The organism is Vibrio kasasachensis, assembly GCF_050337565.1.
Classification (GTDB): domain Bacteria; phylum Pseudomonadota; class Gammaproteobacteria; order Enterobacterales; family Vibrionaceae; genus Vibrio; species Vibrio kasasachensis.
In genome coordinates this window covers 14683-33637 of the sequence record NZ_JAKJTB010000017.1, presented here as the reverse complement: position 1 = coordinate 33637, position 18955 = coordinate 14683, and the positions used below count along the sequence as shown (strand labels likewise).

The 18955-nt window shown below is 43.2% G+C and carries 15 protein-coding genes and 1 riboswitch; of the genes, 7 read left to right on the top strand and 8 right to left on the bottom strand.

Annotated elements, in window-relative coordinates; all coding sequences use genetic code 11:
* Positions 1-140: 140 nt before the first annotated feature.
* Positions 141-220, top strand: a riboswitch (cyclic di-GMP riboswitch).
* A 32-nt stretch (positions 221-252) separates the two neighbouring features.
* The gene (locus L4C38_RS14405; RefSeq protein ID WP_428798255.1) at positions 253-3186 is read left to right on the top strand and encodes a calcium-binding protein; all 2934 of its coding nucleotides are present in this window, start codon (positions 253-255) and stop codon (positions 3184-3186) included.
* Between the two features lie 64 nt (positions 3187-3250).
* Here the strand turns inward: L4C38_RS14405 and fabV are convergent, their stop codons facing one another.
* From fabV to L4C38_RS14375, 6 genes are all read right to left on the bottom strand, one after another.
* Entirely contained in the window at positions 3251-4453 is a 1203-nt protein-coding gene (gene fabV, locus L4C38_RS14400) for an enoyl-ACP reductase FabV (protein WP_428798254.1), read from the bottom strand.
* Positions 4454-4668: 215 nt separating this feature from the next.
* The gene (locus L4C38_RS14395) at positions 4669-6954 is read right to left on the bottom strand and encodes an acyl-CoA dehydrogenase (protein ID WP_428798253.1); all 2286 of its coding nucleotides are present in this window, start codon (positions 6952-6954) and stop codon (positions 4669-4671) included.
* 60 nt (positions 6955-7014) lie between these two features.
* Complete coding sequence (gene psrA / locus L4C38_RS14390; RefSeq protein ID WP_428798252.1) at positions 7015-7641, bottom strand: TetR family transcriptional repressor PsrA; 627 nt, start codon at positions 7639-7641, stop codon at positions 7015-7017.
* A 355-nt stretch (positions 7642-7996) separates the two neighbouring features.
* The gene (locus L4C38_RS14385; protein WP_428798251.1) at positions 7997-8392 is read right to left on the bottom strand and encodes a GtrA family protein; all 396 of its coding nucleotides are present in this window, start codon (positions 8390-8392) and stop codon (positions 7997-7999) included.
* Positions 8393-8430: 38 nt separating this feature from the next.
* Complete coding sequence (locus L4C38_RS14380) at positions 8431-9834, bottom strand: ArnT family glycosyltransferase (protein ID WP_428798250.1); 1404 nt, start codon at positions 9832-9834, stop codon at positions 8431-8433.
* Complete coding sequence (locus tag L4C38_RS14375; RefSeq protein WP_428798249.1) at positions 9831-10835, bottom strand: glycosyltransferase family 2 protein; 1005 nt, start codon at positions 10833-10835, stop codon at positions 9831-9833. Before L4C38_RS14375 ends, L4C38_RS14380 begins: the two co-directional genes overlap by 4 nt.
* A gap of 203 nt (positions 10836-11038) precedes the next feature.
* Between L4C38_RS14375 and L4C38_RS14370 the strand changes: the two genes are divergently transcribed.
* From L4C38_RS14370 to L4C38_RS14345, 6 genes are all read left to right on the top strand, one after another.
* Positions 11039-11716 (top strand): response regulator transcription factor, encoded by a 678-nt coding sequence (locus L4C38_RS14370; RefSeq protein WP_428798248.1) that lies wholly within the window; start codon positions 11039-11041, stop codon positions 11714-11716.
* Positions 11713-12972 carry a sensor histidine kinase gene (locus L4C38_RS14365; RefSeq protein ID WP_428798247.1) on the top strand — a complete coding sequence of 420 codons (1260 nt, stop codon included), beginning with the start codon at positions 11713-11715 and terminating at the stop codon, positions 12970-12972. The genes L4C38_RS14370 and L4C38_RS14365 overlap by 4 nt, the downstream gene beginning before the upstream one ends.
* Before the next feature lie 66 nt (positions 12973-13038).
* On the top strand, positions 13039-13932 hold the full coding sequence (locus tag L4C38_RS14360; RefSeq protein ID WP_428798246.1) for a 1-aminocyclopropane-1-carboxylate deaminase/D-cysteine desulfhydrase: 894 nt from the start codon (positions 13039-13041) through the stop codon (positions 13930-13932).
* Between the two features lies 1 nt (position 13933).
* On the top strand, positions 13934-14218 hold the full coding sequence (locus L4C38_RS14355) for a DUF1496 domain-containing protein (RefSeq protein WP_428798245.1): 285 nt from the start codon (positions 13934-13936) through the stop codon (positions 14216-14218).
* The gene (locus L4C38_RS14350) at positions 14218-14826 is read left to right on the top strand and encodes a hypothetical protein (protein WP_428798244.1); all 609 of its coding nucleotides are present in this window, start codon (positions 14218-14220) and stop codon (positions 14824-14826) included. The genes L4C38_RS14355 and L4C38_RS14350 overlap by 1 nt, the downstream gene beginning before the upstream one ends.
* 185 nt (positions 14827-15011) lie before the next feature.
* Entirely contained in the window at positions 15012-15917 is a 906-nt protein-coding gene (locus L4C38_RS14345; RefSeq protein ID WP_428798243.1) for a DMT family transporter, read from the top strand.
* 170 nt (positions 15918-16087) lie between these two features.
* On the opposite strand, the gene L4C38_RS14340 is transcribed toward L4C38_RS14345, so the two are convergent.
* The gene (locus tag L4C38_RS14340; RefSeq protein WP_428798242.1) at positions 16088-17392 is read right to left on the bottom strand and encodes a serine hydrolase domain-containing protein; all 1305 of its coding nucleotides are present in this window, start codon (positions 17390-17392) and stop codon (positions 16088-16090) included.
* Between the two features lie 85 nt (positions 17393-17477).
* Positions 17478-18698, bottom strand: coding sequence for a serine hydrolase domain-containing protein (locus L4C38_RS14335; protein ID WP_428798241.1), 1221 nt, complete (start codon positions 18696-18698; stop codon positions 17478-17480).
* Positions 18699-18955 lie beyond the last annotated feature (257 nt).

Genomic DNA, 18955 nt, shown 5'->3' with positions numbered 1-18955 from the left:
GCGACTAGATTTGCAAATCGACGCCTTGCCTGCAAACCTAACAACTCTCGCTGAACTAAGCATCTTGAGGTGACTTGGGTATAGGGCATAACTGAGACCAAAGCCCTTTAAGTACCAATTCCGGTCTCAAATTCATAACAGAGTGAAAAAGCCAAACTTATCGCGAGGTAAGGACGGAAAGCTGCAGATCTCAAAATATTGAGATGGCTGAGCTGCCTCACATTAATCATCAGATTGATAGAGGAAACCTTCATGACGTCTAAGCACGTAAAAACTGAACAAATTGAAAACCGAGTCGACTTAATAGATAGAGAACCAGTAGAAACTGGCGCACCATCTGTCGAGCTCTATGGAAAAAGCTACAACCCTATTTCACAGCATGATGCGGTAGATAATGTTGTTAACAGTGGCGACGGCAATGATCTAATACTACTTAATTCCGAAGAATTTGAAGTTCATGCCGGTGAAGGCAATGACATTGTCAATGCCGGTGAAGGTGATGATGTCGTTTTTGGTAACAGTGGCAATGATGTCTTAATCGGCGACGATTTCGGACGTCACGTCACTTACGATCATGCTGGTCAAGCGATTATCGATTTTAGCGATGCGACAGCAGCAGATCTTAGTTTAGCCAAAGTGTATAACCCTGATGGTACAGAAGCAGCCTTGTATGAAAAACATGGCGCGTATGGCGTGCTAGGTAATGAAGAAAGTGGTCGAGGTGGTCAGATTGGTTACAGTTTTGACGATGACGGAAGCAAAGGCGATCGAGCTGGAGCATCTGAAGTTTTTTCTGTTTCTTTAGAAGAGAACAGCTACGCGGCGAAAGTTTCTATTGGTCGACTGTTTAAAGATGAAGGTAAAGCCGAAGGCTCATATGTCAAAGAGATCAATGAAGTAGGCGTATGGACGGTATTGCGTGATGGCATCGTTGTCGAACACGGTTACTTTACCGTTGAAGAATTCGACCAAGCCACTCTAGACGCTTATGGATTGGATCCTGCAAAAGATAATCTAAAAGTTCTGCAAGAAGGCAATGGTCGTTCAAACGGTGAATTTGTCATTGAACCAGACGATGTAGGCTTTGTCGCATTTGATGAGATTCAATTCTCTGCTGCTATTGGTCACTTCGATAAAGGACGTGACCGACTGGATTCAAGTGACTTTTTGGTTGGCGAAGTAGAGTATCTTACACTAGAAGCTGACGGTACGAGCAATGACGATACCCTCTTCGGCGGTAACGATAACGACGTGCTATTAGGTGGTATCGGTGATGATATCCTTTTCGGCGATGACCGATATGCATTTGAAGATGGAAGCTCGCTTGATTTGAGTGCGGCGCGCGCTTATAACCCTTCAATAAAATCAGGGGAAATCAGCACCGCGGACGGTAGCATCGGTGTAGAAGGCAACCAAGAATCCGGCAAAGCTGATCAATTAGGTTATACCTATTATGAAACAACCAAGAAAGGCGAATCGGAATCACTCTCTTATGATTTACCTGAACAGCAAAGTGCTGCGCGTGTAACCATTGACAAGCTTTACGCAGATGAAGCTTTTAACGGTAGCAATGAAGTCGGTATGTGGACGGTATTAAGTGCAGGCACAGTTATCGCTACTGGTTATTTCACCGCAAAAGATATTGATCAAAACACTCGTGAAACACACGGTATTGAACTAACCGACAACATCAAAGTTCTGCATAACGAAAATGGTTCTATTGATGACGGATACTTCGACATCACTCCAGAAGACACCAACGGTCAGAGTTTCGATCAAATAGTCTTTGAAGCCGCTGACGGAATATTTGATCGAACTGGGCAAGAACGCTGGGATTCAAGCGATTACTTCATCAAAGAAATCACCGTAATCGACAGTGATTCACTCGTTGGTCGTAATGAAGGCAACGACTGGTTAGATGGTGGTGAAGGTAATGACCGCCTACAAGGCGGATATGGTCAAGATGTATTAATTGGTGGTAGCGGCAATGACATTTTACTTGGCGACTTTGCTCAAGCGACTGATTTAGCAACCAGTACTAAAGAAACCGTAACCGAAGCGGTTGCACTCAACCCTGATGGCTCAATGACCGATCTAACCGACACTGATCGTGGCGTTGGTATAGCGGGCAACCAAGAAAGTGGGCAGTCTGCTCAAATTGGTTACAGTTTCATTGAAAGCAAGGAATCCGGCGATGTTGGAGATCAATCAGAAACACTCTGTCTTTTTGTTGACCAAGACACGGTAGCTGCTGATGTTTCTGTCAATCGCCTATTTGCCGACGAAGCATTTAATGGTGCCAATGAAGTCGGTATCTGGACAGTGTTCGACCACGGTGTTGAAGTGGCGCGAGGTTATTTCAGTGCTGGAGATATTGATCCGCAAACAATGGCAACCTATGGCATTGATCCCGATAGCGATAACATCAAAATATTAGATAATGGTAACGGTGAACACAGCGGTCAATTCTCTATCTCACCGATTGACACAGATAACGCCAGCTTTAATGAAATTCAGTTGTCTGCAGCCCCTGGCACCTTCGACAAGACGAGTTTCGGCGCTCTTGATTCAAGTGATTATTTTGTAAATGCTGTAGAAACTTACCAAATGGATGACCTATTAGTCGGCGGAACGGGTGATGATCTACTCGCAGGTGGTAAATGGCTTGATGTCGTCGATGGTGGCGAAGGCAATGATGTCATTCTTGACAATGGCAACGACTTTGTTGATGGCGGGAATGGCTTTGATGTTGTGGTAGCGGCAGATGCAAGCTTCGATAGTTCATTTAATCTATCCATCGAAAATGCCAAGCATGGTGTTGATTTTGAATTAACCAGTTCATCTAAACTGCAAAATGTTGAGATGGCTGTAGGTAGTTCAATGCACGACTCATTGCTGCTGGATTTAGATGTAGTCGGAAATTCCATTCAGACATTAGACGGCGGATCATCTGATGCATTCCTTGCCCTTGGTATTGAAGAGTTTGCTTTAACTAACAATGACTACCATGTAGCAGATAGTAAAACTCTCTCTTTGAATGATCTCGACCCTACCGTTGCCGATCAACTAAGTCAGTTCGGTGCAACGGGCGAAATTTACAGCTACACCTTTGCAAACGGTAGTGACACTGTCTCGGTTCTTAGCGACGTTTCTTGGGACAATGTTGAAACTGAATACGGCGTATAACGCCCAATAATAAAAAAGACCGGAGCAAATACTCCGGTCTTTTTTTTATAAATGTATCAACGAATTAGATGTTGATGAAACCAGCTTCGACAGCAGGGTTCACTTCTGCTTCATAATCAACACCTTCAACACCAAAACCGAATAACTTCAAGAACTCTTCTTTGTACTCAACGTAATCGGTTAACTCTTTCAAGTTCTCACTGGTCACTTGCGGCCAGAGATTACGACAATGTTGCTGAATGTCTTCACGTAGCTCCAAGTCATCTAAACGTAGACGGTTTTGATCATCCACTTCAGGTGCACTGCCATCATCTTGGTAAAGACGCTGACTAAACATACGGAAGATCTGCTCCATACAACCTTCATGTACACCTTCTTGGCGCATTTTCTTAAATACCATTGCAATGTACAGTGGCATTACCGGAATAGCTGAACTTGCTTGCGTCACAACAGATTTCAATACCGCAACATTCGCAGAGCCACCTTTCGCGCCTAGCATCTCATCAAGTACTGTCGCTGCACGGTCTAGGTCCATCTTCGCTTTACCTAGCGCACCATCCCAGTAAATAGGCCAAGTTAGCTCAGTACCGATGTAGCTGTACGCGACCGTTTTACAACCGTCAGCCAAAACTCCAGCGTCTGCTAGCGCATTGACCCACAATTCCCAGTCTTCACCACCCATTACAGTGATAGTGTCTTGAATTTCTTGCTCGGTAGCAGGCTCAACACTTGCTTCGATGATGATATCTTTATTGGTATCAACAGCAGTCGCAGTGTAAGTCTGACCGATAGGTTTTAGAGCTGAGCGAATTAACTCACCACTTTCTGGCATTTTACGTACTGGCGAAGCCAATGAGTAAACGACCATATCGATTTGACCAAGATCTTGCTTAATAAGATCAATGGCTTTTTGTTTAGCTTCATTAGAGAAAGCATCGCCATTTAGGCTTTTTGCATACAGACCAGCTTCACCGGCTAGCTTGTCAAAAGCTGCGGCATTGTAGAAACCTGCAGTACCCGTTCTCTTCTCAGTGCCTTCTTTTTCGAAGAACACACCAATGGTTGATGCGCCACCGCCAAATGCAGCTGCAACACGAGAAGACAAACCGTAGCCACTTGAAGAACCAATAACAAGTACACGCTTAGGTGCATTTTTGATTGGACCTTGCGCTTTGGTGTAGGCAATTTGTTCTTTTACGTTAGCTTCACAACCCACAGGGTGTGTTGTGGTACAGATAAATCCACGAATTCTAGGTTTGATGATCATATTCAACTTCCTTTAAAAATCTTCGCTAGGATAAAAGTTTCAACGGCAAATCTCATTAAGTTTCTTAAAAATAGCCCCAGAAATGCAAGTGGTTGGAGCTGTTTCAAGCAAAAAATAGGCATAAATACGAAAAAGGCACCATCAAAGGTGCCTTTCAAATCAAGTGGGATAGCCAACGGTATAAATTGATAATTCAAAACATTGGCTAAAAACCGCTAAGCTACACTGTTTAGTTTGGGTTTACGTACCACTTCACCGGTCCTAACTTCACTAAAGTCATGGCTAAAATTGTCCACCTGAATCGCTTGATAGCGCAACTTGTCAGCGGCAAGCACTTGCTCAATTTCTTGCTCATTTAGCACGCCAGCTTCCTTAGCTTCAGCTAACCTATCAGCAAGAAGCCCTTTGCGAGCAACTTTACCTTCTTTCGCTGCCCGATACAGTTTTCGCTCTATACTTTGTACACCATACATTGCGATAAACGCATTCTCCATCAAACCGACACTATCATCAGCGCGCTTGCCGATATAACACAAATGCGTTAAACGATCACGGTGCGATCCTGGTGTCATCAAGCTTTCAGCTAATTTTACCGTCAAGTCATCACTTGGTTTTTGAAAGCGATTCCCTAGTGGGAAAATCACCACTTTCAACAAACGCCCCACTCCTTTATATGGGTAATTTGTAAAGGCTTGTTGTAGAGATTGAGCAGCATGATATAAGCAGTGTTGTACTGCATAGTGCACGTAATCTAGATCTTGCTGCTGACGACCATCATCCTCGTACTTTTTCAATCCCGCAGATGCCATGTATAAATACGCTAACACATCGCCTAATCTGGCCGAAATCATCTCTTTTCGCTTCAAGTCACCACCCAATGTCAACATGGCAAAGTCCGCACTAACTGCCAGTGCTCGGCTCATACGAGTTAGATCTTGGTAATAATGTTGAGTGGCTCCACTCATGTTGGCTTTAATTAAGCGAGACCCAGTTAATGCAGCGCCAAATGCTCCTAAACTATTTTTACTCGCATGCCCAACATGCTTGAACAACAATTTATCAAAATCTTCCGCTGCTTGAGTCTGATCTGGGTTTGCTGCCGCTTCCATCTCTTTCAACACATATGGATGGCAACGAGTAGCACCTTGACCAAATATCATCAGGTTACGGGTCAGAATGTTTGCTCCCTCCACCGTGATGGCAACCGGAATACCGAGATAATGTTTGGCTAGATAATTCATTGGGCCATCTTGAATAGCACGTCCGGCATGGATATCCATCGAATCGTTTAATATAGTACGGGCCATTTCAGTCATATGGTACTTAGCAATCGCTGTGACGATGCCGGGTTTCTCTTTAAGGTCAAGTGAGGTGGTAGTTAAAGTGCGTGTTGCTTCCAATAGATAAGTTAACCCACCTATCCGTCCGAGCGCTTCTGCCACACCTTCAAACTTACCTATCGACATACCAAACTGTTTACGAACATAAGCGTAAGCACCCGTAGTACGCGCTGTAAGATGACCAATAGCCGAGCCTAATGCAGGTAAGGAAATACCACGCCCTGCCGACAAACATTCCACCAGCATACACCAACCTTTACCCGCGTATTCTTCACCACCAATCAACCAGTCCATCGGAATAAACACATCATTACCGCGTGTCGGACCGTTCATGAATGCTAAGCCTAACGGATCATGGCGGTCACCTAACTCAACCCCTTGATGATCTGCTGGAATAAGGGCACATGTAATGCCAATGTCTTCTTTATCGCCCAATAAAGCATCTGGGTCTTTCAGTTTAAACGCCAAGCCCAAGACAGTAGCAACCGGTGCGAGTGTAATGTATCGCTTATTCCAAGAAAGTCGGATACCGAGTACCTGTTCACCTTGGTGTTCCCCCATACACACCACACCTTCATCGGGAATACCGCCAGCGTCAGAGCCCGCTTCTGGTCCTGTTAAAGCAAAACAGGGAATGTCAGTACCATCAGCTAAACGAGGTAACCAGTAGTCTTTTTGCTCTTGTGTACCATAGTGAGAGATCAATTCACCCGGCCCCAATGAGTTCGGTACCATCACAGTGACTGCAGTACTAATGCTCCGTGTTGCAATACGAGAGACGATGGTAGAGTTGGCTAAAGCAGAAAACTCTCGCCCACCAAACTGCTTAGAAATAATTAGCGAGAAAAAGCGCTCTTTACGCAAAAACTGCCAAACTTCTTCTGGTAGATCACGATCCTGTTTGTTAATGGTTTGATCATCAAGCATCTCCAGCAAAGTCTCAAGTTCATTATCCATGAAGGATTGCTCTTCAGCCGTTAACGTCGGTTTTGGATAATGATGCAGCGTTGCAAAATTTGGCTTGCCTGAAAACAACTCACCATCCCACCAAACGCTACCCGCCTCCATCGCCTCTCTTTCTGTATCCGATAGCGGAGGAAGTACTTTTTTGAACATTTTGAATGCTGGATCACTGATCCATTTTCTTCGTAGAGAGCTCATAACCAGTTCCTTTTGTTCACGATTTCACCTCTGCGGTGACTTATTTTTATTGTTAAACTGTTACTCTGCTGAAACCCCAGCAGCAAGGTATGGGATCAATTGATCCAAAACAGATTGAGCATCCACTTTCTGACCGTAATCATTGTGCGCAATTTCCGCCAACGCTTGGCTAGAAGCCATAGTGAATACGCATGTGCCTAAGGTAAAATGCAAACGCCAAAATAGTTCTTGCTTGGAAAGAGTTGGTTTTGCTTGCAATACCGATTCAACAAACAGTGCCAACGTGTCTTGATAGCGGGTGCAGATAAACCAACGCAAATGTCCTTGTACATCGGTATAACCACGACCGATTAGCAGCATAAAGCGACTCGTGCCATTCGGACGAACATGGTTTAGCGCCATGAGAGGTCCTCTTAACGCTTCAAAAACCTGATTCATTGAAATGTTAGAGTTGAGATTAAGCGTAATCAATGCATCGGATACCGCTGGCATGAAAGCCTCTAGATAACGGTTGAGTACCGCTCTTACTAAAGTTTTTTTATCACCAAAATGATAATTGACCGAAGCTAGGTTTACCCCTGCTTTACTCGTAATAGTACGAAGCGAGGTGTCGTTGAAGCCATGCTCCGCAAAGAGCGCTTCAGCGACATCAAGTATCTTATCTTTGGTCTTGAGCTTGGCGGTCATTTCAATCACCTGTATTAAACACTTGTTTGAAATATACAACTAGCACCAACAATTAACAACCGATTAACATCACACTTTGCAGTACTGGTTAGGCCAGGTTAAATTATTAAATCGTAACCACATGAAAAATATCGGAATAGATGTGAGGGTGAAAAAAATTTAAATTTTATGGAACTGAATGGGAATCGCTCGGTCTGAATTAGTGTAGATAACAAGGCATTGATCGTTTTACAGGCCGTCAAACTTTTTCTTACTGAGAGTCTATTTATTTACGCTGCTTTTTTCTTAATTAACTCCTAAATTATTTTGTATCGGCCCAGAGCACAATTGCTCTGGGCTTTTTTTATTTACGTCTCTACTGACGCTCAAAAACCCATCGGCTACTCAACAAATAGTTACTCACCATACCAACCAACACCCCCAATATTAATGCGATATAAGGGATAAATCCTTGTGATCCAAACGCAACCAAGATGACTTTGAATACGAGGAAGTTAGGTAACGCTGAAACACATGCACTTACCATAAACCTTAGCCACTGCTTTAGGTTAGAAGCAACACATACATCACTTTGACTTCCCTGATGCGTCTTAAATGTAAACCAACGATTACCTAACCAAGTAACGGTGGCTGCAACAAAAAAGGCCACCACCCTCGCCGAAAGCAAGGGTAGCAACCATAATTTAAAACACACTGTAAACATTACCGCGTCGGCGATGAAGCCAACACTGCCCACTAAGGCAAACTTCATCAGTTTTGAATCCCAAACAAGGGTCACTGACAACTCTCTCATTTTGAGGGACTACAACGATACAAGCTACGTTCACTTTTCGCTGTATATTCCACCACACAGTTAAGCGCCCGCTCTTCTACCAATGTTGCCACATCGTGCTTTTTGCCAATCAGTTGAAAACGAGGCACGGTCAGCGTATCACTTTCCAAATCTAATTTTTTCGCTTTTCCTTGACTATAAAATTGCCCAGAAAACGGTCTGCTACCTACATAATAAGTGGGTAATGTGTTGTCCGCTTGTTCAAAGATGACTTTGTCACTCTTCTTATTACCTACCTCAAAATGAATAATAAACAAGGCAATCACGAGCAGAATAGGCACAACCGCGGCACTCGCTTTGAACCACTTAGGATCGTGTTCTATATCGCTAATCAGAATGGCAATCAAAAGGCTAATGGCTGGTACACCCGGCAAGACATAAGCAGGTAAAATATTGCCCGATAGGGTGAACAACAATAGCGGAGACACCATCCAACAAACCAAGAAGCTGACAATGCCTGACTTTTTCACCGATTCGTTTTGTATTACATGTCGCTTCTTCCACGCAAGTATAGGTAGCACAATCGACCACGGCGCCGCAGAGTAGAGCCAAAATACCCAAATCATACCTCTTGGTTCATCGTGAGCACTGCCATAAAGATCACCTTGCCAACCACTCACTAAAAAGCGTTTAAAGTGCTCACCGACAATGAAATAATCTATGAATCCTGGCGTAGCTTGTTCCGCTAATATGTACCAAGGCAAAGCAATCGCTAACATCACTGCAAGCCCAGAAAGCAAAGGAAAACGCTGCCATAAAGTGATAAATGCCCCTTTAATGCCATGCTGTATCACTAACCATGGCACCACCGCAATTCCCATAATGACAATCACCAAAGGTCCTTTGGCTAATAATCCTATTGCAAGACCAACGAATCCCGCATAGCCCCAAATTTTACTACCTTGCCAACAGCGATAAAAACTGACCATGGCAAGCGTTACCCCCAAGGTTAACGCCATGTCCGTCATTACGGCGCCTGCCGAAATAGTAAATACCCCACAAGTTGCCAGTACGACCGCTGTCACTAAGCCGCTAAACCCTAGCTTGCGAGCAAGGTAAGCCATTAAGATCACAACAACGATCGCGGCTAACCAATGTGGCATACGCACCGCAAATTCGTTGATACCAAACACCTCAATACCAACTGCGCTCATCCAAGTGAAAAGTGGCGGTTTACCCCAAAATGGCACCCCATAGTCAAACTGAGGGGTTAGCCAATTTCCTGTTTCAACCATCAAGCGAGCCATCTCGCCGTATCGTGCTTCTGTCGTATCCATCAATGGATAAGCACCAAGCGAAATCAACCGAATAAACAGCGCAGCGCCCAATATTCCCCATAAGTGCATGCGGTTAATACTCACGCGCGTTTCTCCATTTTTTCAAAAATCATGACGGCCGGCTTTTCTTTAACTGATTGAACCAAGAACAAAGGTCGTTGTTTTGATTCAATAAAGATTCTTCCAATGTACTCTCCGAGCACACCAATACATAAAAGCTGAATACCACCCAGAGCAAGTTGCACTACCATCATCGATGGATAACCAGTAACAGGATTTCCCCACAGCATTGTTTGCGCAGTGATAAACATTCCGTAAAGAAATGCCCCTCCGGCAATAAAAATTCCAAGGAAAGTAGCTAACCTCAATGGGCTGATCGAAAAAGAAGTAATGCCGTCCACGGCCAAGCCAAATAATTTAAAGTAGTTCCACTTGGTTTCGCCGCAAAAACGAGCGTCTCGATCAAATTGCATCGTGTCTTGTTTGAAGCCCGGCCAAGAAAATATCCCTTTCATATAACGATTACGTTCAGGCATAGCATTGATATGATCAACAACTCGACGGCTCAACAAGCGAAAATCACCGACATTTTCGGGAATCGACGATTTCACTAAAGAGTTTAGTAATCGATAGAATAATGCCGCTGACTGACGCTTGAACCATGTTTCACCATGACGTTCTTTTCTCTGCATATTGACGACATCATAGCCTTCACGCCATTTTGCCAGCATTTGAGGGATCAACTCGGGCGGATCTTGTAAATCGGCATCAATCAGTATTACCGCTTCTCCGTAGCTATACTCAAGCCCGGCGCTCATTGCCGATTCTTTACCAAAATTTCGACTAAGGGAGAGACTACGAACAATACTGCTGCTAGATTGGAAATTTTCAACCACCTGCTGGCTACCATCGCTGCTGCCATCATCCACATAGATAATTTCGCAGTGATCGGGGATCGAATCCAACACTGCAGACAAACGTGAGTGTAATGCGGGTAATACTTCAACTTCGTTAAAGTACGGTACAATAACTGACAAAGTAATCGCAGATTCAAATCGTTTTTGAGTGATAGAGATTAAATCCATAAAGCCGCCATATTCGTTTAAGCTGTATTTTAATGATGCAAAGCTCAATACTTTGCAGCGCTTTGTGATTACTCTATGCAGTAAGGCGTGAAAAGAATGTCATTGACGTTTTTTTCACATTGTTTTTGCTTCTATATAGTCAAAACAAAACTTAAAAAATGACTGCATACACTCAATGAACTGAGGTCTCGCTGGTAGCGATTATGAAGAAAATATTGTTAGTTGAAGATAACCGTGAAGTCGCTGGTATTCTGTTTGACTACTTTGAATGCCTAAACATGGAATTGGACTATGCTGATAACGGCGAACTAGGGTTACAGCTGGCACTAGAAGGCAATTTTGATCTTATTATTCTCGACTTAATGCTACCTAGAATGAATGGGCTTACTGTATGTAACGAGCTACGAGACGCCGGGAACACAACTCCAGTGTTGATGCTCACTGCGCTTGATAATCGTGACGATATGCTGGCAGGCTTTAACCACGGAGCGGATGACTATCTCACCAAGCCGTTTGATCTCGATATCCTTGAGGCTCGAATGAACGCATTAATTAAGCGCTATAGAGGAACAATAGCCGCCACCAAAATAATCGTTGGTCCTATTGTTATCGATCAAAAAACACGCAAAGCTTACCGAGAACAAAAGCTACTGGCTTTGAACCCAACCACTTACACCATCCTCGAAATCCTCTGTAAAAGAGCCCCTGAATTGGTCACACGCCAAGAAATTTCCGTACAGCTGTGGGACGAATCCGAACCAAACAACGATGTTTTACGCAGCCATATATACCAACTTCGTACTCAGCTTGATAAACCATTTGAGGCAGCTATGCTGGTCACCGTGCCTAAAATTGGTTTTCGCTTAGAGATCCCCGAATGATCCGTATTCTGCACAGTACCAAATCATTAACCAATAGCTTGGCGCTGTTCTTTATCGGTATCTCGATGGTGATAGGGATAATTACTTTCAGCGTATTCTCTCTAGCTGTTCATTGGTCAGAGGACCGTATGGGTGAAAGGCGAGTATTGCTTGACCGAGATATAGCCATTGAAAAATACATCGCGGGTGGAAAGGGGAAAATAAAAATTGATGTGTTAACCGATGCCTACAATGATGACGCTCTGATCCCCATTGAATACATAAATTATCTTAAAGGTTATGAAACGTATTTGGGCGAAGTTGAGTTAGACAACGGAACTATCTCTCGTATGGTGTACAAAGGGTCTTATACACACAAGGGGAAAAATCATACTATTATCCTGCTCTCTCGTATTGATAATGTCGAGTTTGGGTTTGATGAAATCGTTTATTCCAGCCTAATTGTCGTTGCTATTATCTCAATATTAATGTGCGTCTTCGGTACCCTACTATATAGATTGTCTATTCAGTTAATAGAGCCTCTTAATGGCATCGCTGAACAATTAGAGAATCATACTGGCAATAGTGACCATGCATTTACGATTCCCCCCGAGGCGGCAGATGAATTTCAAATACTCATTGAACGGCTAAATCAATATCGAACCGAACTCAATTTAGCCTTGAAACGAGAACAAGCATTTGCGCGTTACGCTAGCCATGAATTGCGGACCCCTCTGACGGTAGTTAAAGGTGCCAGTAAACTACTTACACGCACCGAACTAAATACCTTTAGCCAACGCCAAATTAAACGTATTGATGGTGCAACTAACCAAATGATTACTATGGTTGATGCATTACTAAGCTTGGTTCGTTATGAGCGCAATATTGACGACGCGCCAATACGCACTGTATCAAACTCGGAATTTGAAACTATTGTGGCTGATAACTCGACCCAAGCCAGTGATAAAGAGATAACTATTCAACTGATTATCTCATCCACGCCCACAATTCGAGCTACGCCTCCGGTGATGCATATGATCATCGGTAATCTGATCCGCAATGCCATTGCGGCAACCGCGCAAGGAGAAGTCACGATCAATGTCAGCAACACAATGATCTCTATCATTGATGATGGACCGGGGTTAGCCAGCAAACCCGATTCGAACGGTCATGGGCTAGGTCTATTGATCGTCGATGATTTATGCCAACGTTACCAATGGAAATTTAGCTTAGTCAATCACCAAGAGCGCGGTTGTATTGCAAGCATAGAATTTTGACCAAAGCTTAGTAAACCCTTACTTTACTGAGGTATGATAGAGGCTGTTCTCTCTGGCTTTACGATAATGAAACTTGCCAATACCCCTATCACTCAACACCAATTTGCCAACATCCCGTTTTACCTCAAACGGGATGACCAACTCCACCCTCAGTTTTCGGGTAACAAAGCACGTAAATTTATGGCGCTTTTAGACAACGACTACCCTGAGATAACAACACTCATTGGTTATGGTAGCGCGCAAGCTAACTCACTTTACTCAATGGCAGCACTTGCGAGTCTCAAGGGTTGGCAATTAGAGTTTTATGTCGACCGAATTCCTAACTGGTTGCAACAACAGCCCATTGGCAACTATCAGGCTGCACTGGAACTCGGCGCACAAATCATTGCTGTTAATGACAGCAACCAACACCCTTTGAACTACATTGAACAGATTCGCCAACCTCGCGGAGAGTGCCTTGTCGTGCCGGAAGGCGGTCGATGTGATTTAGCTGAATATGGCGTCACGCTGCTTGCCAAAGAGATCCTGCAATGGATTCACTCTCAAGCCGATAAGCAATTTACTGTCGCACTACCTTCAGGTACTGGCACGACTGCACTCTTTCTCCACAAAGCGCTTTCCCCACATGGTATCGAAGTGTTGACCTGTGCCTGCGTTGGCGGAACAGAATACTTAAAAGCACAATTTGAACAACTTGGTGAAAGTGATCACCCCATCGTACTCGAGTTAGAAAATAAGCACCATTTTGGCAAACTTTACCAACAAGACTATCGGCTATGGCAGCAGCTTAGCCAAGATACCGGAGTAGAGTTTGAGTTACTTTACGACCCAATGATGTGGCGCTGCATTCTTGATTGGTATGCGCAGAATCAGCACAAACAGCTGATTTATGTACATCAAGGTGGATTGCTTGGTAACGCCAGTATGCTACCTCGTTATCAACGAAAATATGGAGATTGATATGAAGGCTGTTTTGATACTGTGGTTGAGTTTTTTCTCCTTAGTCGGTTTTGCCAGCGAAAAAAGTTATTCGACTCCAAACCGAGCCGCCATCGTCGTCGATGCGGAAAATATCAACCACCGTGTTTGCTATTACCAAGACAAAGCCTTCTCCCTCGGTGCCTTGCTCGAAGTGGGTGGCTATCTTTTACGTTGTGAGGAAGCGAATAACTTCGAAAGCAATGGACGCCTAAAATGGGTAGCCTTTGGCAAAACAGAAACAACCCAAACACAAGACGAGCAGTAATGGACATTTATTTGAATGTTGAAGGGCACTTGGTTCTTTGCCCATTAAGTACAACTGTTGAAGATCTGAAAATCATGGTGCAAAGAATTCGCACCTATCAAAAAGTGGGTATTGAGCCAATTGCAATTATCGAAGGGTACTTAGCCAAAAATACCGATGACAGCAAAGACAAAGCGTATCAATTATTGCTGGCGTTGGCGATTGAACAACAGCTGATAACGTTTGAAGACTTAAATAACTCGGTATGGTTATTTTACAACCCAAACAGCGACAAATTGCTGCGCTACGACCCAAGTAAAACCGTTACTGTTTGGTTACATCATGCGGTGAGTGATAAATCCACCAGCTACTCTTTTCCATGCCAAGAATTTATCGCATTTGTTCTGCAAGCCATCGATATGACTGAGCATGATTTTATTCCTGAAGATTTACCAGAAAACGCGGCACTATTTCATTCACTGGGTATTTTAGCTAAACATGAAAGCCTAGCGTTCAACCAGAGCATTAGCCAAGGAACAATCAATATTATATTGGCTGATATGTCACCGGCATTGATTGAAAGTGATACTGTCTTTATTCCCGTAGAATCAAACACCACGGTACATTGAGTGACCCCTTATCCAAGCGTTTTTAGGCTATTTCTTATGAAGGTAACGTAGCCAAGAGTGTAAGGTTTTCATTTACAGGCGTAAAAAACAATAAACAAACACACTCTGTTTGCTTAGTGAGTCGGTCTATCTCTCAACTGGCAGTTAACGTATTATGGCGACTTCAAAATCCAACGTGACTCATCATGTTTACAAAAATTAATGCCGCAATCCCAGTTGGGGTTCGGTTTATGCTGCTATCTGCGCTTGGTTTCGCGCTTATGTCTGCTTGTGTCAAATACGTTAGTGTTAATGGTATACCTGTATTTGAAATTGTCGCCGCACGCGCTTTGGTTTCTCTTATTATCAGCTTTTTAGACGTCAAACGGAAAGGTATTTCCATCTGGGGTAACAATCGAAAGCTGCTACTTTTGAGAGGTGCGGTAGGCACAATGGCGCTGATGTGTGTTTATTATGCAGTCACCACTTTGCCCTTGGCTGAAGCAACCATCCTCCAATATGTGCATCCTGTTTTTACCGCTTTGCTCGGTGTACTCTTTCTCAAAGAGAGAGTACAAGGTGCAACCATGATTTGTATTACACTGTGTCTATTTGGTTTGGGATTGATGGTGCAGCCAAACATGGCAAACTCAATGACTGAGCATGCCCTACCGCTGCATAGCGTGTTGATCGCTTTGCTAGGTGCATTCGGTAGCTCCATTGCATACGTGATTGTAAGGAAGCTAAGTCAAACGGAAGATAGCTCAGTGATCATCTTCTATTTCCCTCTCGTAGCCCTGCCTATCTCTACCACGCTGATGTGGAATGAATTTGTATGGCCAAGCTTGGCCATCACGTTTGTTTTGGTTCTAGTTGGGATTTTTACCCAAATAGGCCAATACGGTTTGACCAAAGCGATGCAAACACAAGAAGCAGGCAAAGCCTCTGCCTACTCATATGTACAGATTGTATTCTCAACGTTACTTGGCGTATGGATATTTAACGAAGCACCTTCTGTTTGGACATACCTCGGCGGTGGTTTTATTGTCACAGGCGCTCTGATTAATGTGTTTGGTAAAAAGCTGATCCCTCGTAAATTTAGAAGCGCTTAGCGCCAAAACAACACCTATACCCAAGAAACTTGAAGGTGCAGGTAGGCGGCAAGTAAGAAAGCCCCCTGAGCATAGGTCAACTATGTGATTGGGGCGCACGAACACAGCCAACACCGCTGCAACTTCAAGTATGACGGGTATAATGTCACTAGCCTAGGGAATCATTTCCCTCAGGCTGAGTTAGCAATTTTATTCATTGCCTTTAATAATTTTTCACGCAATGCATAATTCACATGAAAGTTATTGATAAATAGAAGCACCCCACTTCCATTGACCGGGTTGACGTAGGCAGAAGATACCACGCCCGGTCCGCCACCATCATGCCCCCACTGAACATTACTGTGAGCATCTTGCTTTCTAAACCAGCCCAAACCAAGCTGGGTACCCAATGTTTTATCACGCCGTTGTGTGGTTAATATCTGAGTCACCGTCTCTGGCTGTAATAGAGCAAAGTCGTTGACCTTACCTTGATTCAAAAAGGCGAGAAATAGTGGCACCAAAGATTGCATACTCGAGCCTAGCAACCCCATCGGATAAACTGGAGAATAATAATCACAATGGACAAAGTTTAAAAATTTTCTTCCATCTGGCATTAACGAAACGGATTCCCCCGTATAGCCTTGATCAATCATTGCCTTAGTATAAAGCTGCATTATTGGTGCTCTAGGGCTGTACTCCGCTTCATAATGAGTAATCCAGTGCAACGGCTTCTCCTTATTCCAAGAGGTTTGCCTCATCGAACAAGGTTCAAAAATCGCATCTTCACAATAGACGTTAAACTCCTGACCTGTTACCCGTTCAACAATATAAGCTCCCACCACCGCATTTAAGTTGGAATAGCCAGAAACAACACCAAGTGGATCTTGACTCACATTTGAAAAATCGCCGGCTTGGTATTCATCAAAGACCAGCACGTCTGAAAAGGATTCACTCGACGGGTTCAGATTTTGAGCGACCCATTGGGCAAGCGTTTGATCTTGGTTTTGACAAAACGAATCGGCCATCGGATAAGGCTTCGACATCAATTTTCTTGATGATAGTGAAGAGCTATGTGTCATTAAATGGTAAGCAGTAATTGGTGTTTGCGGATAATAGGGAGAACGCAGTTTAAAGCCAAGGTAGTCACTTATATCACGATGTAGATCAACAAGACCACGCTCTATCACCTGCATAAGCGCAGTCCAAACTACCAATTTAGATATGGAACCTATGGTTTGCCAAGCGCTGTTTTCTGCCATTTTCCTTCGTGAATCAAGGTCTTCATACCCATAGTTCTTATGCCAATAGAGTTGATTATTCTTAATTATGGCGGCACTGATACTAGCAGCGGGTAGATCTTGTATTGCTCGATTTAGTTCCTCATCCAACTTCACTAGCGGATCTTTGAGAAAGTCATATCCAACAGTTAAGCCAACCCCGGCACACCCAACGGCTACACCTGTTTTTAATACATTTCTCCTTGTAATACTCGCCATTGTCTTTCCTTATTATTTCAATTCAAATTATTAAAATTGCTAATATCATTTTTGATGTTACAAAAATAGCAAAATATAAAATCAACTACTCAACGGCGATATATTTAGCATTATCAATACCAAGCGATGGTAGAATATAATTTACTAACAACTCAAAAGGGTAATCTTCATCTTGTGTAACATACGCTCCAGACGTCATTACGAACACCAAATCATATTCAGGTAAAATAAACATTTCCTGACCACCAGCACCACGCATTCCAGCTATAATAATATCCTTATCATCCACAATGATTCGCGGAAACCACCAATTATTTCCATATTTAATCGTGCGACTTTGCCAGAATTTCCCACTTGGTTTTAAGCTATCCTCAGCCCAACTCTCTGCAAACAATCTATGGCCATCCCACACCCCTTGATTAAGATACAACTGTCCTAACTTAGCCAAATCTCGCGAGCGTAGATATAAACCAGAGGATCCTAGATACTCCCCTGTAACCTCGTGAGCAAACCAATCGAAATGGGTAATACCCAATGGTTGAAACAGATTGAGATCAGCATATTCTCTTAAATTTATGCCTGACACTTTCTCAATGACTCCTCCCATCAGCACGCTCATCCCCCCCTGGTATACATGCTTTTCTCCTGGTGGATAAGCGACACCTTTTGACAAAACATAGCGGTACGGATCCTTTGATATCCACATATTCATTGCGTCACTAGGCGTTACTCCCCATTCGTTCCAATTGATTCCGCTGTTAAAATTTAGTGCATGCTGAATGGTAATTGCTCTCTTATCTTTCGAAACAACAGATCCAGTATCTTCAAAAAATGGATAGAGCGGCGTATCGACATTCGGAAGCTGATTCTGATAGAGCATTTGTCCAATCAAGGTCGACACTATCGTTTTAGTAATCGAACGCATTTGATGGTAAGTGTCAGGTGCTGGCGGGTAATAATTAGGTAACGGTGTTCTATCGTTTTCAGCTCGAACCGAATAGTACTGCTCAAAGACCAGCTTTCCTTGCCTAACAAGTAACAATGAGTGAACTTTTTTATTTCGATTTAATTCAACATGTGAATGAAGATTTATAAGTTTAGTCGGCGACAACCCTACCATTTCTGGCGAACTAACAAGCCAATCATCTTGTTTCGATATTTGTGTCCAGTTAAAATTATACGTGTCAGGCTTAGGTGGAAACACAAGATAATATGCAGTTAAAAACACAGGTAAAATAATAAATAGCATCACAAATATTATTTTTACTATTTTGGTTTTATAACTAGATTTCATTTCCTTGCTCATAGATTCTCCCATTGATGACCATAAACCCATATATATCCAAGAAACTTGAAGGTGCAGGTGTATGACGGGTATAACAATCAGTGAACAAGACAATGCCAGAACATATAATGTACTAACATCAAGCAACAAATGATTTGAGAGCGACGTGACAATTATTAATCTAATTTTAATGTTAAGCGAAAAGATCAACGGCTGAGCGATGAGTAATTCGTTTTAGTATGGATTTTCAAGACAAGGATAGCTAAAGTAGCGCCCAT

Coding starts and splice junctions, on each gene's coding strand:
- L4C38_RS14405 (WP_428798255.1), top strand. CDS start 253: ATGACGTCTAAGCACGTAAAAACTGAACAAATTGAAAACCGAGTCGAC.
- fabV (WP_428798254.1), bottom strand. CDS start 4,453: ATGATCATCAAACCTAGAATTCGTGGATTTATCTGTACCACAACACAC.
- L4C38_RS14395 (WP_428798253.1), bottom strand. CDS start 6,954: ATGAGCTCTCTACGAAGAAAATGGATCAGTGATCCAGCATTCAAAATG.
- psrA (WP_428798252.1), bottom strand. CDS start 7,641: ATGACCGCCAAGCTCAAGACCAAAGATAAGATACTTGATGTCGCTGAA.
- L4C38_RS14385 (WP_428798251.1), bottom strand. CDS start 8,392: ATGAAGTTTGCCTTAGTGGGCAGTGTTGGCTTCATCGCCGACGCGGTA.
- L4C38_RS14375 (WP_428798249.1), bottom strand. CDS start 10,835: ATGGATTTAATCTCTATCACTCAAAAACGATTTGAATCTGCGATTACT.
- L4C38_RS14370 (WP_428798248.1), top strand. CDS start 11,039: ATGAAGAAAATATTGTTAGTTGAAGATAACCGTGAAGTCGCTGGTATT.
- L4C38_RS14365 (WP_428798247.1), top strand. CDS start 11,713: ATGATCCGTATTCTGCACAGTACCAAATCATTAACCAATAGCTTGGCG.
- L4C38_RS14360 (WP_428798246.1), top strand. CDS start 13,039: ATGAAACTTGCCAATACCCCTATCACTCAACACCAATTTGCCAACATC.
- L4C38_RS14355 (WP_428798245.1), top strand. CDS start 13,934: ATGAAGGCTGTTTTGATACTGTGGTTGAGTTTTTTCTCCTTAGTCGGT.
- L4C38_RS14350 (WP_428798244.1), top strand. CDS start 14,218: ATGGACATTTATTTGAATGTTGAAGGGCACTTGGTTCTTTGCCCATTA.
- L4C38_RS14345 (WP_428798243.1), top strand. CDS start 15,012: ATGTTTACAAAAATTAATGCCGCAATCCCAGTTGGGGTTCGGTTTATG.
- L4C38_RS14340 (WP_428798242.1), bottom strand. CDS start 17,392: ATGGCGAGTATTACAAGGAGAAATGTATTAAAAACAGGTGTAGCCGTT.
- L4C38_RS14335 (WP_428798241.1), bottom strand. CDS start 18,698: ATGAGCAAGGAAATGAAATCTAGTTATAAAACCAAAATAGTAAAAATA.